Below are 17586 nucleotides of genomic sequence, written 5' to 3'. Positions count from 1 at the left end.
GCGAGCTACATCGTGCCGGACTGCTTGAGTTCCAGGTACTCGTCGGCGAGGGCCTCGGCCAACCGGTCGGGGGAGGCGGCAACCACCTCGATTCCCTTGCGGCGCAGCGATTCCTGGACCAGGGCGCGTTCGGCGAGGATGGATTCGGCGGCGGCCGCGGGGTAGAGGTCGGCGCGGGTGTCGCGGCGGGTGGCGGCCGCGGCGACGTCGGGGTCGGTGACCGAGACGAGCAGCACACGGTGGCGTTGCGCGAGCGTCGGCAGCACCGGGAGCAGGTTCTCCTCCACGGCGGCGCCGTCGAGGCTGGTGAACCAGACGACCAGGCTGCGGCGGCGGGTGCGCTGGATGGCGGCGCGCACCAGGCCCGCGCTGTCGGTGTCGACGAGCGCGGGGGTGATGCCGGCCATCGCGTGCATCAGCTTGAGCTGCAAGCCTTTTCCACTGATGCCGCGCACCTCGGCGCGCGGGGACCGGTCGTAGGCGAGCAGGTCGACCGAGTCGCCAGCGGCGGCGGCGAGCCCGCCGAGTAGCAGCGCGGCCTCGATGCTCGCGTCGAGTCGGGTGCCATCGCCGACCCGGCCCGCGCTGATCCGGCCGGTATCGAGCAGCATCAGCATGTGCCGGTGGCGTTCCGGGCGCCAGGTGCGCACCAGCACGTCGGTGGCGCGGGCGGTGGCACGCCAATCGATGCCGCGCACGTCGTCGCCAGCGACGTATTCGCGGAACGAGTCGAACTCGGTGCCCTGCCCGCGCAGGTTGGCCACGTTGCGGCCCTCGAGTTGTTGCAGCCGTTTGACTTTCGAGCGCAGCAGTTTCTCGCTGCGGAACGGCGGCAGCGCACGCACCCGGGCCGGGACGTGGCGGCGAGTCTGCCTGCCCGCCAAGCCGAGTGGGCCGATCAGTCGCACGGTCACCTGGCCTGCCACCCGGTCGCCGCGATAGGTCGGGGCGAGCGTGGTGCGGAAGCGAACCAGCGTGGCCGGTGCCAGATCCAGTGGGTGCGTGCGGTTTTCGGCGCGGGCGGTGTCCGGCCAGTCGTCCCACACCACGCCGCGCATCGGACGCGTGCCGTTGTTCACCGCGACCAGTTCCACCTCGGTGGAACGGCCGAGCCGGACCGTGGTCAGCGGCGCCCTGGACAGGGTGAGATCGCGGGCCCGGCCGACCGAGCCGAGATCGAAGAGCAGGGCCGCGGCCAGCGCGCCCGTCGCGATCACCACGCCGAGCAACGATGGAACGACGAAGGTGACGAGCAGCGCGAGCACGCCCGCCGCTGCGGCCAGCCGACCGGTGACGACCATGGGCTACACCGGAACCGGGACCGAAAGCAGCAGCGACGACATGACACTCTCGGTGGTCACACCGTCAAGCTCCGCCTCCGGCCGCAGCTGCAGCCGATGCCGAAGTACGGCTACGGCAAGGGATTTGACGTCATCGGGGGTCACGAAGGCGCGCCCGTTCAGCCATGCGAACGCGCGCGAGGCCGCCATCAGCGCGGTGGCACCGCGGGTGGACGCGCCGTGCTGTACGGCGGGGGACATGCGGGTGGCCCGGCATACGTCGACCACGTAGGCGAGTACTTCGGGACTGATTGTCACGGTGGCGATCGCGGCACGTCCGGCGAGGATATGCGCGGGGCCCGCGACCGGACGCAATCCGGCCGCGGCCAGGTCGCGCGGATCGAAGCCGGCGGCGTGGCGCTGCAGCACGCGGAATTCGTCGTCGCGGCTTGGTAATTGGATGTCGACCTTGAACAGGAACCGGTCCAGCTGCGCCTCCGGCAGCGGATAGGTGCCCTCCTGCTCGATCGGGTTCTGCGTGGCGATCACGACGAACGGATCGGGCAGCGGCCGAGGCTGACCGTCCACCGAAACCTGGCGCTCCTCCATGGATTCCAGCAGTGCCGATTGGGTTTTCGGTGGCGTGCGGTTGATTTCGTCGGCCAGCAGCAGGTTGGTGAACACCGGGCCGTGCCGGAAGGTGAACTCGGCCGAGTGCGGGTCGTAGATCTGCGAGCCGGTGACGTCGCCCGGCATCAGGTCGGGGGTGAACTGCACCCTGGCGTGGTCCAGATCCAGTGCCGTCGCCAGCGCACGCACCAGCAGCGTCTTCGCCACGCCGGGTACGCCTTCGAGCAGCACGTGGCCGCGGCACAGCAGCGCGAGCACCAGGAACATGATCGCGTTGTCGTTGCCGACCACCGCCTTGCCGATTTCGCCGCGCAACGCCGCGAACGCCGCCCCCGCCTCCTCGGCGGTGGGGGTGTGGTTGGTGTCCGTAGTGGGGATGGTCATCCGACCTCCAGTGTCATGCGGGGGTTCCCGCGCCCCGTCGATGGGCTGAGTGCTGCGCCATGGTGGCCGATCCGAGCTGGTGTCACGCGGACGGTTGCCGACCGGCCGGGTGCCGCGCGGCTCATCCGACCTCCGCTTCGATCCACTCGAGCTGGGTGGCGACGAGTTCCAACGTGTCCGCGTCGGGCACCGCGCCGAACAGCGCGTGGCCGAGCAGATTCGGATCCGCGCCGGTGCGGGCCGTAATGGCGGCGACGAGCCGGTCCGGTGGGGCATCCGCGGTCATGCCGAGGGTCGGGCGGATGCGGCGCAGTGTCGCCGCCCGCAGCTTGCCCGCGACGTGCTCGTGGTCCTTCGAGCGTCGATACAGCGCGGCCTGCCCGGCGAGCAGCTCGTTCGCCGCGACCTCGACCGGCCGCGGTTCGCGCACCAGCGCGCCACGGCGCCGGGCTCGCCAGCACACCACCAGGGCGGCGGCGACCAGGAATTGCAGCCCGCCGAAGAAGACCGGCGCGGGCAGCCGATCCCAGATCGGATCGTCGCCGGTGCCGAAGCCGCCGGAGTCGTGCGGCCTGGTGCGCGGGACATCCGGTGGTTGCTTCGGTGTCGGCGCGTTCGGCGCACCGCACGACTGCAGTGCGCCGTAGAGCAGGAGTAGTAGGACCGCCGCGCCAGCCAACGCGGCCCAGAACTTGGGGTTGCGCAACAGTTCCGGCAACGGCGGCAGCGTCCGGCGGGTGCGCGGCGCTTTCTCGGTGGCGGTGATTTCCGTCGGTTCCAGCACGGGCGGTGGTGCCGCCGCGGAGAACCGGTCGGCGTATTCGAGCCTGCGGTACTCGTCCTCGGTCGCGCGCCGGCCGCCGTAGACGACCTCGTCGAAACTGTGTGCGGCCGGGTCGAATTCGGCGGCGACGTCGAGCGGTAGCGCGGTCGTCACATCGTCGGCGGTCTCCCGTGCGGTGCGGGAGCGCCGCACCTCGAGCACGCCGCGCTGTTCCAGCCCGCGCAGCACGGCGCGGAAGCGTTCGCGCAGCGCGCTGTCGAAATCGCGCTGCCGCGCGGCGTTTTCGGCGGCCGCGCGATGGTCGGCCGCGGCGCCGAGCCGTGGCGGGTTCGGCGGGTTGTCTTGCCGTGCGTCGTCGTGCTCGCTCATCGCACCTCGTGACCTGGCACGTGAATGTCCAAACCCTCACGGCGACAGCGCCGGTCGACGTAGGAAACCACCCGGGTGGCCGCCTCGACCACTTCGCCGAACGCGACGACCAGCAGCGCGCCGCTGGTGAGCAGCACGATCACCCCCCACCGGTGGGTGCCGGAGAAATCCGAAAGATAGAACGGAATCCCGAGCAGCGGAACGGATAACAGCACGAGCAGGCAGCGCTGCACGAACCACAGGCCGACCGTCTGCCACTCCGCCCCGGCGACAAGCAGTTTCGAGCGCTCGATGGCCGCTCGATGCGGCGCCTGCTCGCGGAACATGACCGGCACCGCGACGAAACGCTTGGCCCGCAACCACCCAAGCCAGAGCACACCGAACGGAAAGCTGATGATCAGCAGGCTGGACAGCGCGAGCACACCGATCGCGACGAGGGTGTAGAGCAGCTGGAACACCAGCAGCGGCCCGGCCACCCGGCCCACCTGGCGCAGCGCCGTGCGCCCGCCGATCGGGGCGTCCGCCACGCTCGCCAGCCCGATCGCGACGGTGGTTGCGCGCAGCACGAACCGCAGCAACCACACGCAGGCCATCGTCGACAGGACCGCCGCCCACGCGGTGGCCGCGTCCGAACCGTCGGTGAGCTGCGAGACGCCCGCGGTGATCGCGACGACCACCAGCTCCGCGGCCACGAGGGTTGGCACGCTCGTCCAGACCAGCGCGAGCAGATTCGCCTGGATCAGCGCGAACGGCACGTCCAGCAGTTCGCGGAAGGTCATCGGACGGATCGGCACCGTCGTTCCAGGGGACCCTGGTACCGGATCGTCTCCCGCCCCGACGGCACCGGCCGGGTCGGCGGCTGGTAGCACGGGGCGAGTCTAACGGGCTGTGTCCAATTTGCGGTGCTCGCAGGCCCTTCGTGGTTACGCGGGCTGCCGCCTTCGGGCCTGACGCTCACACCGCTGTGTCCAATTCGCGGTGCTCGCAGGCCCTTCGTGGTTACGCGGGCTGCCGCCTTCGGGCCTGACGCTCACACCGCTGTGTCCAACTCGCGGTGCGCGCGGGCTGCTGCCGTCGGGCCTGACACGCGCCGCCGTGTCCACTCTGCGGACCGCCCGGGTGACGCGCTCGTCGCGCTGTCTAGGTTGCGGCAGGCTTGACGCTCGCGCCTCGGTGATCCAGCAGACGGTCCACGACCTGCCGGTAGCGTGCCGGATCGATCTGCGGCAGGCCGAGCAGGGCGCGCAGGTACACGCCGTCGCCGACCAGCCGGACGATGTCGGCCTGGACCGGGTCGGCCATCTCGTCATCAAGGCCGTCCGACCAGGCGCTCATCATCTCCGTCAGCGCTTCCTGCACCTCGTCGACCTCCGTGTCGTCCGCGGCGTCGATGGTGCGCATGGTGGCAAGCATGGAGCGGTAGATCTCGAGTTCCACCGCGTCGGTGGCGTTGTCCGGATTCGGGGTCTGCAGATACCACGAGGCGACCGACTGGCCACGGTCGATGTGGCCGCTCAGCTGCTCGCTCGCGCGTTCGGCCAGCCGCCGGACCAGCCCGGCGAGCAGCGCGTCCTTGCTCTTGAAGTGATAGAGCAGTCCACCCTTGGAGACGCCGGCCTTCGTCGCGACGCTCTCCAGCGTCACGTGCGACATGCCTTTTTCCAGGAGCAGGGATTCGAGGGCGTCCAGGATTCGGTCGCGGGTGTTAGCCGTCACCAGCCGAACTATACCGGCTGGACGGTAATGTCTGATACTGTACCGTCCGGACGGTAAGAAACCCGACGGAAGTCGAGAAAGCCAATGACCACCCACACCGCGAAGAACCCCCGGATGACCGGGCCGACCACCGACACCCCGCCCCGCGCCACCGCACGCGACTGGGCGGGACTCGCCGTGCTCGCCCTCGCCCTGCTGCTGCTCGCCGTCGACGCGACGGTGCTCGACCTCGCCGTGCCCGCGATCAGCGCCGATCTTGCGCCGACCACGCCGCAGCTGCTGTGGATCATCGACGTGTACTCGTTCGTGCTCGCCGGTCTGCTGGTGATGATGGGCAACCTCGGCGACCGGATCGGCCGCCGCAGGCTGCTGCTGATCGGCGCGGCCGGGTTCGGTGTCGCGTCGGTGATCGCGGCCTGGGCCGTCTCGCCGGAGATGCTGATCGGCGCGCGCGTGCTGCAGGGTGTCGCCGGTGCGACCCTCATGCCTGCGACCCTCGGCCTGATCCGGTCGATGTTCCTCGATCCGCGCCAGCGCACCGTCGCCATCGCGGTGTGGAGTGCGATGGCCGGCGGCGGCGCGGCGGCCGGTCCGCTGCTCGGCGGCTGGCTGCTCGAGCACTACTGGTGGGGCTCGGTGTTCCTGGTGAACCTGCCGGTCATGCTGGTGCTGATTGCCTTGGGCCCGTTCCTCGTTCCGGAATCGCGTGACCCGAACCCCGGCCGATTCGATCTGCCGAGCGCTGGGCTATCGATGCTCGCGCTGGTGCCGATCGTGTACGCGATCAAGGAGTCGGCGGCACACGGGCTCAGCCTGACGCTGGCCGTGATCGGCCTGGTCGGCGTTGTCGCCGGCGTGGTGTTCGTGCGCAGGCAGCGCACCCTGGAAAACCCGATGCTCGACCTGAAGTTGTTCGCGCTGCCCAGGTTCCGCACCGCGGTGATCACCAACCTGCTCTCGGTGTTCGCGCTGGCTGGTGTGCTGTTCTTCGGCTCGCAATACCTGCAGCTGGTACTCGGTCACTCGCCGATGGAAGCAGGCTTGCTGTTGCTGCCCGGCCTGGCCGTCAGCGTGGTCGCGTCACTCGCCGCGGCGTGGCTGGTGCAGCGGATCCGGCCCGGCGCGGTGCTCGGTGGCGCGCTGACCGTCGCCGCGTTCGGTTCCGCGCTGTTCCTGTGGCTCGGCCCCGACGCCGCGGGCAGCACGATGCCGTTCATCCTCGGCTTCCTGTTCATCGGCGCGGGTGTCGGTGTCGCGCTGACGGTTTCGTCGGACCTGGTCGTCAGCTCGGCTCCGGTCGAGCGGGCGGGCGCGGCCGCGGCGGTCTCGGAGACCGCCTACGAAACCGGCATCGCGCTCGGCGTCGCCATCCTCGGCAGCGTGGTCATGGCCATCTTCCGCAACGGCCTCGACCTGACCAACGTGCCGAGCGACCAGGTCGGCGTCGCGTCGGAATCCCTGGGCGCGGCAACGGGTTTCGCGCGACAACTGCCGGAATCGGTATCCGGCGCCTTCCTCACCTCGGTGCACGAGGCGTTCGTCTCCGGCGTCCACTTCGCCGCGATCGGCACGGCGTCGATCCTGCTGCTCGCCGCGGTGGTGGCGTTCCGGTTGCGCGCCGCGCGTCCGTAACATCCTGTCGCTCAGTCGATTCGCACCCGCTCCGCTTTGTCGGAGTGGGTGCGAACGTTGAACTGATGTCAGGCGGGGCGGGCGTGGATGCCGATGCCGCCGGAGACGATGAGATTGTCCCCGGTGATGTAGCTCGCGGCGGCGGAGGCGAGGAACGCGACGGCCTCGGCGATGTCGGTGGGCGCGCCGACCCGGCCGAGCGGGATTCCGTCCGCCCAGGAATCGATCACGTCCTGAGTGATGCCCATCTTGCGGTACGCAGGGGTGTTGATCGCGCCGGGGCTGACCGCGTTGACGCGGATTCCCCTCGGTGCGAGTTCGAGGGCAAGGGCACGCATGAGCGGCAGGAGGGCGCCCTTGGCCGCAGTCATCGCGGAGCCGAGCCCCTCCGCGGCACCGACGGTGATGACGACCGAGGCGCCCTTGTTCAGCAGGGGCAGCGCCTTTTGCATGGTGAAGAAGTTTCCCTTGACGTTGATGTCGAACAGGGCGTCGAAGGTCGCTTCATCCGTCGTCTCCAGCGGGCCGGGGCGGGAGATGCCCGCGTTGAGGAACAGGAGATCGAGCGAGCCGAAGGTCTCTCTGGCGCGGTTCGCCATGCGGTCGATATCGGGGAGCGATCCCGCATCGGCCCGCACGACGACGACGTCCTCGGGTAGGCCCGAGTCGGTGACATTGTCGACACCCGTGACCAGCACCCGGTAGCCGCGTGCACGCAGCGTCTCGGCGGTGGCCTTGCCGATGCCGCTGGTTCCGCCAGTGATCAAAGCTGTTGGCATGCGTGTCTCCCGGTGTAGTGCGAAGCGAAGTGATGGGACTTTATCCCGTCACTGTACGCAGTGACAAGACCAAGTACCGTGAGCTGCTGTCTCGACTATGTGAGCAGGGACCTAGGGGGAAAGTCCGTCGCTGCGCGGGCTTTCACGCTGTTCGTCCGTGCGGTTTTCGCCGCGATCGGCCTGTGGGCCAGCGGTTCGGGGGCGGGCGAGTTGGGTTGGGCTGAGACGGCCGCGCAGGGTGACGGATTCGCCGAGCTGCCAGTGGGTGGCCTCGGCGTCGGCCGCGGCGGCGATGGTGTTGGCGGAGGCGAGCAGTAGGTCGTCCTGTTTGGCGAGTTCGCAGAGGCGGGCGGCCTCGTTGACCGCGTCGCCGATGACGGTGAACTCGTAGCGCTGCCTGGCGCCGACATTGCCGGCGACCACCCGGCCCGCGGCGACGCCGATCGCGGCGATGAAGTCGTTGGCGGTCGCGTCGAGCCGCCGCCGGATCGCGCGGGCGCAGGCAAGCGCCGCGCCCGCCGCGTCGGAAAGGGCGGCGGGCGTACCGAATACGGCCAGCGCGGCGTCGCCCTCGAACTTGTTGAGCAGCCCGCCGTGCTCCTCCACCTCGTCGACGACGATGTCGAAGAACCGGTTGAGAATGGCGACCATCTCGGCGGCGGGCACCGTCGCGGCCATCGTCGTCGAGCCGACGATATCGACGAACAGCGCCGCCGCCTCGGTCTCCACGCCGCCGAGCGACGGATTGCCCGCCAGCGCCGCGTCGGCCACCTCGCGGCCGACGTGCCTGCCGAACAGATCCCTGATCTGCTCCCGCTCGCGCAACCCCTCCACCATGTGGTTGAAACCGCTTTGCAGCTCGCCCAATTCGGTGCCGTCGTACACGGTGATCGTCACCCGGAGATCGCCGTCCTCCACCTGACGCAGGGCGCGCCGCACGCCGCGGATCGGTGCGATGGTCGCCGACACCGTCTGCATCATCAGCACCAGGCCGAACACCAGCGTGGCGCCGCCGAGCGACAGCACACAGACCGCGAGCCGCGCCGTGCTCACCGACGAGTCGACCAGCGCCCACACCGCGACGATCATCGAAAGGGCCACCGGCACACCGGCACCGAGCATCCAGGCGATCAGCGAACGGATGAACACGCCCATCCCGCGCCGACGCCGCGCTGGTGCCGCGTCCAACACCCGCGCGGTGACCGCGCGCAACGCGAATTCGGCGATCAAATAGCTGTTGGCACACACCACGATGGCGCTGAAGCCGATGCCGAGCAGGATCTTCGGGATGAGCGCTGGCTCGACCACGCCGTAGAGCGGCGTCAGCACGGCGGCCCCGGCCAACCACAACACCGCCTGCCGAATCACCAGGCGCCTCGGCACCGCCGCCGCGGCGATCTGCTCGGCCTCGGTGGGCACCTGATCCGGATCGGTCGCCCAGCGCAACGCGCGCAGCCCGCTGACGGTGCCCCACCACATCCCGATCAGCAGCGCCAGCGCCGAGTACCCCGGCGTCGCGATGACGTCGAGCAGCAGCAGCTCCCTGGTGAAGATCGTCGGGCCGGGCAGCACGAACCCGATCAGCGCGAAGGTGACCGCCATTCCGGCCAGGTTCGCGGCAACCAGCGGCACGGTCAGCAGCAGCTGCACCCGGAGCCTGCGCATCCCGGATGACTCGTCCACCGGTCCGAGCAGCCGCGACCCGAACGCGGCTGCCGAACCGTCACTGTGGGCCATGGGAGGAAAGCCTAGGCCGTCAGTGCGGCGGCGCTGGTATGCGTCGCCGACGCCGTGCTGGCCCGCTTCGCTCGAACGCGTCGCATGGCCCGCACGGTAGGCAATCAGTGACCGCGCGGCAGTTCGCGCTGGCCACGGCCGGGAAGCTCGGGGTTTCGGCGGCCGCCGAGTTCGTCGTGCCGCGCGCCGGACAGTCCATACGGCTGGCTCGCCGAGCCCTCCGGCAGCGCCGAGTAGCGCGGATCCTGCTGCCCGTAGTCCGCGTCGACCACGGTGGCCGCGACGCGCTGGGCGTGCAGTGCCTCCGGTGACCCCGGCGCGAGCTGATAACCGCTCGGCGCGTGCGAGTCCTGGGTGTCGACGGTGACCTTGCGGGTGCGCTTGAGCGTGAAGGTGATCTCTTCGACCTCTTCGAACGCCTGTCGCGCGGTGCGCAGCGGGTGGGTGGCGTTGTCGATCGCGTTGGCCACGAACGACGGAACGAGCGGGCGGATCAATCTGGCCGCGGTGTCGGTGAACGGCACCGTGCCGATCAGCGGAAGTTCCAGGCCGCCACCGGTCTTGGGCGCCGGAACCAGCGCGCCCGTGCTCGGCGCGATGGCATGCGCGGTGACGGGGGCTGGCAGGTTCGGCGTCGCGAATCCTTCGGCAGGCACGGAGCTTTCCTTTCGATCGTCAGCCGGTGCGGCTGGTAGTTCGGGGCGGCGCGGCGGTTCGGTGATGCCGATCCGCAACCCGCCGATGGCCGCGACGATGCGGGTGCGCTGCCGCTCCCGGTCGATGGCGGTGTCCGCTTCGACGGCGAGGCGGGCGGCGGTGAGTTCTTGTTCGGCGCGCAGGGCTTCGGCCTTGACCCGCACCTCGGCCTGCTTGACGGCGATGGCGGCGTCGGCCTCGTGCTCGGCCTGATTCTGCACATCGAGGAAGGCGGCGCGGCGGTCGAACGAGGTCTGGCCGCGCCACCAGCGCAGCACCAGCGGCAGCAGTGCGAGCGCGACCAGGGCGATGATCGTCAGGATGCGCAGCGGGAGCGCGCCCGCGTTGTGCGTGGTGTAGTCGTTCATCGCCTGCCAGCGCGCGCCGAGGCCGCGGTCGGCGTCGGTGAAGGCGGTCGATTCGGCTGTGGCCACGGCCTTTTCGTCGTCGGCGATCCTGGTGTCGAGCGGGTCGACCCTGCCCTGGGTCGCGGCAAGCTGCTTGCGGGCGTCGTCGAGCATGTCGTTGGCGGTGTTGGCTTCCGGTCCGCGGCCTGGCACGCGGGTGATCTGCAGCTGCGGGCAGTCCGAGGTCGGGTTCAACTCGCAGCGGGCGATCACCAGCGAACGGTCGACATCGGCCTGCGCCTTGGCGATCGATTGATCCAGCGCGGTCCGGTCGGCCCGCGCCTTGTCGAGTTCGGTGCGCGCGGTGACGACCTGCGGCGCGGAAGCGATTGCGCGCTTGGCTCGTTCGTCGAGCGTCCGGTCGACGCTGCCACCGAAGACGACGACGGCGGCCAGTTCGGCGATCAACCCGCCCGCGAGCACGGCAACGGCGAGGCGGGCGAGCAGGCCGAGTCGATCAGGTCCGCCCTTGGGTCGCGCGGTCGCCAGCGCACGCGCGATCGCGCCCGCGAGCACCGCGACGAGCAGTGCCACCAGGAGGATCGGGAGCAGTGCCCAGGTGTCGGTCGAGGCCAGCGCGAGCGCGGTGATCAAGCCGGACACGAGCGCGAACAGCAGTACAGCCGCGCCGGTAACCGCATAGCCAGTGCGTTCGTGGCGGTAGGCGACTTCGCTGTGCTGGCCCCCGCCGAGCCAAGTGAACAAGCCGGTGAGGGTCATGGGAACTCACATCCTCTTGGTCCCAGTGGGTTCGACTTCGCGGGTACCGCTTGCGACTGCTTGCAGGTCGCTCGAAAAGGTCAGCCGAAACTGTCACGGTTTCGTTGTCATAGCGTGACAGCACCGCACCCGACACACCGAGTGGCGGCGGAGGTATGTGGCCAGGCTCACAAAACCGGCGATGTGGTGCGGGTTCGGGCCAGGCAACCGCCCGTTTTCCGAATCGCGCACGCCCGGAACGCGGGTGCGGTTTCGCATACTCTGACTCGATGATCCGTTTCCGCGCGAACCATCTCGGGAGGTCAGCTCATGCGGCTCGTCGTGCTGATGATCATGTCGGCGGCGCTGATCGTGTCGCCGGTTAGCGCGGGTGCGGATCCGGGCGGCGACCACGACGGGTCGCTGGATCGCCTGGTCGCGCTGGTGCTCGAGCGGCTCGACACCGGCGACGCGGTGGCCGCGGCGAAGTGGGTGAGTGCCGCGCAGACCGGCGCCGAACCCACCATCGACGATCCGGCGCGCGAGGCCGTCGTCTACGACACGATGGCCAGGCTCGGCGCGGGCCGCGAACTGCCGGAGAGCTGGGTCAGGCAGGTGTTCTCCGGTCAGATCGAATCCAACAAGGTCGTGCAGCGCGGCCTGATCACCCGCTGGCGTTTCGATCCGGCCTCGGCACCGGGCGCGGCGCCCGATCTGGCGTCGGTGCGCCCGGTGATCGACCGGGTGAACATCGATATCGTCGACCAACTCGCGGCCCGGCGCGTCGAACTGTCCGCGCCGGATTGTGCGGAAAGAGTGGCTTACAGCGTCTTCGGCGTATTCACCGCCGGTAATACCGACGCGCTGCATCAGGCCGCGCTTGTCCGTGCCGCCGCCGCGCTGTGTGCGCCGCGCTGAACGTGCTCCTCGCTGAACGCTGCGCGCTCCCCGGAGAACGTTCCACCGACCCCGCTTAACCCTTTCTTAAGCGCGGACTTCATGTCGTTGGCTCGATCCGTCGGCGAATGTTCGGTGAAAGCCGTTCCGGTCCGCAATAAGTCGCGTCTATTACCACCTGACGGCGTATAGGTTTCGGCTACCTAAATGTGTCGAATACCACTTCGTCTTGTTTGCTGCATGTGTGCTGATGGCCACAGCGGGCAAAAGAATCCGGACGGTCGGATCTCTGCACGGGCTCGTCAGGACCCTGTCGGAAATATCTCATACAGCCCGCTGCCGAGTTAGCCGCCGCCGAGGGGTTTGCCGGATGCTGAGCGAGGGAAATCATCTTCGATGCAGGTGAGAGCGGTCTTCTGACCTTTTTGTGAGGTTCGGGGCCGCTCTCGCGCGCCAGCGGGAAGCGGCTGGCCTCTGGCACCGCAGGATCGATCACGTGGTGCTTGCTGCTTTACACTGGACGACGCGCACACGTGGAGGACCGAATGAAGAAGCCCAGCTAGACCCGGTTATTAGTGCAACCTAAGTTGGTTGGGCCCCGGACCTGACTTATCGTTTGCTCTTACGCCGAACACAGAATGATCGGCACCCTCGCCCGCTCGGGCAGCTCCTAGCCGGTGCTCAGCGTAGCTGGCGAGAACCCGCACGGAGGTAAGGATCTCGTTAGGGATCTGTTACCGACGAGCACCCACTACGTCACTGAAGCGGGTGAACAACTGGAGACGTGACTGCACGCCGAAGACCATCAGCGCGGCTGGTTTCGGAACGTACGGGCGCAGTCTTGTACGGAGGCATTCAGACGAAATTGCCTATTTCTTTTTCGTCGAACGCCCTTCTTGAAGGCAGAGGCATGATGCAACTTCCTGGCCACAGGTCACCTGGACCCGTCGGGCTCTACGACCCGGCGAACGAACACGACGCCTGCGGTGTCGCGTTCGTCGTCGACATGCACGGCCGGCGCAGCCGCGACATCGTCGACAAGGCTATTACGGCTCTGTTGAACCTGGAGCACCGCGGTGCCGCGGGCGCCGAGCCGAACAGTGGTGATGGCGCAGGCATCCTGATCCAGATTCCGGACAAGTTCTTCCGGGCCATCGTCGACTTCGAGTTGCCGCCGGAGGGCTCCTACGCCTCCGGCATCGCCTTCCTGCCGCAGGCCCGTCGTGAGGCCGCCCGTGCCGCCTACGGCGTGGAGAAGATCGTGCAGGAAGAGGGCCTCGCCGTGCTCGGCTGGCGGGAGGTGCCGATCGACGAGTCGTCGCTCGGCGCGCTCGCTCGCGACGCGATGCCGACGTTCCGGCAGGTTTTCATCGGCTCTCCGAGGGGTGCGGCCGAGCAACTGTCCGGAATGGACCTGGAGCGTCGCGCGTACGTCATCCGCAAGCGGGTCGAGCACGAGCTCGGCAAGGCGGGCCCCGGCGAGGGCACGGTCGGCAAGGAGTCGGTGTACTTCCCGAGCCTGTCCGGCCAGACCTTCGTCTACAAGGGCATGTTCACCACGCCGCAGCTGCGCGCCTTCTACCTCGACCTGCAGGACAGCCGGGTGGAGTCCGCCCTCGGCATCGTGCACTCGCGCTTCTCCACCAACACCTTCCCGTCCTGGCCGCTCGCGCACCCGTTCCGCCGGGTCGCGCACAACGGCGAGATCAACACCGTCACCGGCAACGAGAACTGGATGCGGGCGCGCGAGGCGCTGCTGCGTTCGGACATCTTCGGCACCGACTCCGCAGGCAACAACCGGCTGGAGAAGATCTTCCCGGTCTGTACGCCGGGGGCCAGCGATACCGCGCGCTTCGACGAGGTGCTCGAACTGCTGCACCTCGGCGGCCGCAGCTTGCCCCACGCGGTGCTGATGATGATCCCCGAGGCGTGGGAACGCAATGCGACGATGGATCAGCGGCGTCGCGCGTTCTACGAGTACCACTCGATGCTGATGGAGCCGTGGGACGGCCCGGCGTCGGTGTGCTTCTCCGACGGCACCGTCGTCGGCGCCGTGCTCGACCGCAACGGCCTGCGCCCGAGCCGCATCTGGATCACCGACGACGGCCTCGTCGTGATGGCGTCGGAGGTCGGCGTGCTCGACATCGACCCGTCCAAGGTCGTTCGCAAGGTCCGACTACAACCCGGCCGCATGTTCCTGGTCGACACCTCGTTGGGCCGCATCGTCGGCGATGACGAACTCAAGACCGATCTTGCGGCCGAGCACCCGTACCAGGAATGGCTGGATTCGGGTGTGACCAAGCTCGAGGACCTGCCCGACCGCCCGCACGTGCACATGTCGCACGACCGGGTACTGATCCGGCAGCAGATCTTCGGATACACCAACGAAGAACTGAACCTGCTCATCTCGCCGATGGCCAAGACCGGCGGCGAGGCGCTCGGCTCGATGGGCACCGACACCCCGATCGCGGTGCTGTCGTCGCGGCCCCGGCTGCTGTTCGACTACTTCTCCCAGCTGTTCGCACAGGTCACCAACCCGCCGCTGGACGCGATCCGCGAAGAGGTCGTCACCAGCTTGCGCCGGGCGCTCGGCCCCGAGGCCGACCTGATGCACCCCGGCCCGGAATCCTGCAAGCAGATCGCGATCGAGCAGCCGATCCTCGACAACGATCAGCTGGCCAAGCTGGTGCACATCAACGACGACGGCTCCCAGCCCGAGCTGCGTTCGGTGATCGTGCGCGGTCTGTACCCGGTCGCCAAGGGCGGCAAGGGACTTCGCAAGGCGCTCAAGGCGATCAACACTCAGATCTCGGCCGCCATCGACGGCGGCGCGCGGATCATCGTGCTGTCCGACCGCGAGTCCAACGAGAAGCTTGCGCCGATCCCGTCGCTGCTGCTCACCTCGTCGGTACACCACCACCTGGTGCGCGAGCGGACCCGCACCATGGTCGGCCTGGTCATCGAGGCCGGTGACGCCCGCGAGGTGCACCACATGGCGATGCTGGTCGGCTTCGGCGCGGCCGCGATCAACCCGTACATGGCCTTCGAGACCATCGAGGACATGCTCGAGCGCGGCGCGCTCGACATGCCGGGCAGCACCGGCGATCACGCCGAGGACTTCCGCACGGCGGTCTACAACTACAACAAGGCCGCGAGCAAGGGTGTGCTGAAGGTGATGTCCAAGATGGGCATCTCCACGCTGGCCTCCTACACCGGCGCGCAGCTGTTCCAGGTGATCGGCCTGTCGCAGGAGCTGGCCGACGAGTACTTCACCGGCCTGCGCTCGCACCTGGACGGTATCGGCCTCGAGGACATCGCGGCCGACGTCGCCGAGCGGCACCGGATCGCGTTCCTGGAGAACCGCAACGAGCGCGCGCACCGCGAGCTCGAGGTCGGCGGCGAATACCAATGGCGGCGCGAGGGTGAGTACCACCTGTTCAACCCGGACACCGTGTTCAAGCTGCAGCACGCGACCCGCTCGGGCCAGTACTCGATCTTCAAGGAGTACACCAAGCTGGTCGACGACCAGACCGAGCGGCTCGCCTCGCTGCGCGGCCTGTTCAAGTTCAAGAAGGAGCGCGCGTCGATCTCGATCGATGAGGTCGAGCCCGCCTCGGAGATCGTGAAGCGGTTCTCCACCGGCGCGATGAGCTACGGCTCCATCTCGGCCGAAGCGCACGAGACGCTCGCCATCGCGATGAACCGCCTTGGCGGCCGGTCGAACTCGGGTGAGGGCGGCGAATCCCCGGCCCGCTTCGAGCCGGAGGAGAACGGCGACTGGCGGCGCAGCGCGATCAAGCAGGTCGCCTCCGGGCGCTTCGGCGTGACCGCGCACTACCTGACCAACTGCACCGACATCCAGATCAAGATGGCCCAGGGCGCGAAGCCCGGTGAGGGCGGCCAACTTCCGGCGCACAAGGTGTACCCGTGGGTCGCCGAGGTGCGGCACTCGACGCCGGGTGTCGGCCTGATCTCGCCGCCGCCGCACCACGACATCTACTCGATCGAGGATCTGGCGCAGCTGATCCACGACCTGAAGAACGCGAACCCGCAGGCGCGGATTCACGTGAAACTTGTTGCCGAGCCTGGCGTCGGCACCGTCGCGGCCGGTGTGTCCAAGGCACACGCGGACGTGGTGCTGATCTCCGGCCACGACGGCGGCACCGGTGCCTCGCCGCTGACCTCGCTCAAGCACGCGGGCGGCCCGTGGGAACTCGGCCTGGCCGAGACCCAGCAGACGTTGCTGCTCAACGGACTTCGCGATCGCATCGTCGTGCAGGTGGACGGTCAGATGAAGACCGGCCGCGACGTGATGGTCGCCGCGCTGCTCGGCGCCGAGGAATTCGGTTTCGCCACTGCGCCTTTGGTGGTCTCGGGCTGCATCATGATGCGGGTCTGCCACCTCGACACCTGCCCCGTCGGTGTCGCGACGCAGAACCCGGTGCTGCGCGAACGCTTCACCGGCAAGCCGGAATTCGTTGAGAACTTCATGCTGTTCATCGCCGAAGAGGTCCGGGAACACTTGGCGCTGTTGGGCTTCCGCACGCTGGACGAGGCCATCGGCCGGGTCGACCTGCTCGACACCGCCAAGGCCAAGCAGCACTGGAAGGCCAGCAAGCTCGACCTGTCGCCGATCCTGGACAACGTCGAGACCGCGTTCATGTACCAGGACCGCCGCTGCACCAAGACACAGGACCACGGCCTGGACAAGGCCCTTGACCAGCAGCTGATCACGCAGAGCAGGGACGCGCTGGAGCGCGGCCAGGCGGTGAAGTTCGAAACCAAGATCACGAATGTGAACCGCACCGTCGGCACCATGCTCGGCCACGAGGTGACCAAGCTCTATGGTGGCGCCGGCCTGCCCGACGACACCATCGACATCACCTTCACCGGCTCGGCGGGCAACAGCTTCGGCGCCTTCGTGCCGGCCGGCATCACGCTGCGCGTGCAGGGTGATGCGAACGACTATGTCGGCAAGGGACTTTCAGGTGGCCACCTGGTGGTGCGCCCGTCGCTGAACGCGCCGGCCGAGTTCGTAGCGGAAGAGAACATCATCGCGGGCAACGTGATCCTGTTCGGCGCAACCAACGGCAAGGCGTTCATCCGCGGTGTGGTAGGCGAGCGGTTCGCCGTGCGTAACTCGGGTGCCCTCGCGGTGGTCGAGGGCGTCGGCGACCACGGCCTCGAGTACATGACCGGCGGCCGGGTCGTCATCCTCGGCGAGACCGGACGCAACTTCGGTGCCGGTATGTCGGGCGGTGTCGCGTTCGTCTACAACCCGAACGGCACCTTCGAGGCCAGGCTCAACCCCGAGCAGGCCGACGCCGTCGAGCAGCTCTCCGGTGACGACTTCACCTGGCTGCGCGACATCATCACCCAGCACCGGGATCAGACGGGTTCCGCTGTCGCCGAACGCATTCTGGGCGACTGGTCGCAGCAGGTGAACCACTTCGTCAAGCTCATGCCGCGCGAATACAAGAAGGTGCTGCTTGCCATCTCGGAAGCGGAGAAGGCAGGCAAGGACGTCGACGAGGCGATCATGGAGGCGGCCCGTGGCTAGGACACCCCGCACCCAC

Annotated in this window: 11 protein-coding genes; 3 read left to right on the top strand and 8 right to left on the bottom strand. The window is 68.5% G+C overall.

The window, feature by feature from the left end:
• Positions 1 to 5 precede the first annotated feature (5 nt).
• From OG203_RS24940 to OG203_RS24920, 5 genes are all read right to left on the bottom strand, one after another.
• Positions 6 to 1301, bottom strand: coding sequence for a DUF58 domain-containing protein (locus OG203_RS24940; RefSeq protein ID WP_405159695.1), 1296 nt, complete (start codon positions 1299 to 1301; stop codon positions 6 to 8).
• Between the two features lie 3 nt (positions 1302 to 1304).
• Positions 1305 to 2294, bottom strand: coding sequence for an AAA family ATPase (locus OG203_RS24935; RefSeq protein WP_405159694.1), 990 nt, complete (start codon positions 2292 to 2294; stop codon positions 1305 to 1307).
• Positions 2295 to 2415: 121 nt separating this feature from the next.
• Positions 2416 to 3447, bottom strand: a complete 1032-nt coding sequence (locus OG203_RS24930) for a DUF4129 domain-containing protein (RefSeq protein ID WP_405159693.1) — start codon at positions 3445 to 3447, stop codon at positions 2416 to 2418.
• Entirely contained in the window at positions 3444 to 4316 is an 873-nt protein-coding gene (locus tag OG203_RS24925; protein WP_405159692.1) for a hypothetical protein, read from the bottom strand. Before OG203_RS24925 ends, OG203_RS24930 begins: the two co-directional genes overlap by 4 nt.
• Positions 4317 to 4587: 271 nt before the next feature.
• Positions 4588 to 5163 (bottom strand): TetR/AcrR family transcriptional regulator, encoded by a 576-nt coding sequence (locus OG203_RS24920; protein WP_405159691.1) that lies wholly within the window; start codon positions 5161 to 5163, stop codon positions 4588 to 4590.
• 114 nt (positions 5164 to 5277) lie between these two features.
• Between OG203_RS24920 and OG203_RS24915 the strand changes: the two genes are divergently transcribed.
• A complete protein-coding gene (locus OG203_RS24915) occupies positions 5278 to 6795 on the top strand; it encodes an MFS transporter (RefSeq protein WP_405167994.1) in 1518 nt (505 codons plus the stop codon).
• Between the two features lie 68 nt (positions 6796 to 6863).
• Here the strand turns inward: OG203_RS24915 and OG203_RS24910 are convergent, their stop codons facing one another.
• From OG203_RS24910 to OG203_RS24900, 3 genes are all read right to left on the bottom strand, one after another.
• Positions 6864 to 7574 (bottom strand): SDR family oxidoreductase, encoded by a 711-nt coding sequence (locus OG203_RS24910; protein WP_405159690.1) that lies wholly within the window; start codon positions 7572 to 7574, stop codon positions 6864 to 6866.
• A gap of 111 nt (positions 7575 to 7685) precedes the next feature.
• Positions 7686 to 9311, bottom strand: a complete 1626-nt coding sequence (locus OG203_RS24905) for an adenylate/guanylate cyclase domain-containing protein (protein ID WP_405159689.1) — start codon at positions 9309 to 9311, stop codon at positions 7686 to 7688.
• Positions 9312 to 9415: 104 nt separating this feature from the next.
• Complete coding sequence (locus OG203_RS24900) at positions 9416 to 11134, bottom strand: DUF4407 domain-containing protein (protein WP_405159688.1); 1719 nt, start codon at positions 11132 to 11134, stop codon at positions 9416 to 9418.
• 309 nt (positions 11135 to 11443) lie between these two features.
• On the opposite strand from OG203_RS24900, the gene OG203_RS24895 reads away from it, so the two are divergent.
• Together OG203_RS24895 and gltB are read left to right on the top strand one after the other, a co-directional pair.
• The gene (locus OG203_RS24895; protein ID WP_405159687.1) at positions 11444 to 12031 is read left to right on the top strand and encodes a chorismate mutase; all 588 of its coding nucleotides are present in this window, start codon (positions 11444 to 11446) and stop codon (positions 12029 to 12031) included.
• A gap of 889 nt (positions 12032 to 12920) precedes the next feature.
• Entirely contained in the window at positions 12921 to 17570 is a 4650-nt protein-coding gene (gltB, locus tag OG203_RS24890) for a glutamate synthase large subunit (RefSeq protein ID WP_405159686.1), read from the top strand.
• The last annotated feature ends 16 nt before the right edge of the window (positions 17571 to 17586 follow it).

Source organism: Nocardia sp. NBC_01499 (genome assembly GCF_045040275.1).
Classification (GTDB): Bacteria; Actinomycetota; Actinomycetes; order Mycobacteriales; family Mycobacteriaceae; genus Nocardia.
Note: the sequence above shows the minus strand (reverse complement) of the source record. Positions and strands in the feature narration are given on the sequence as shown.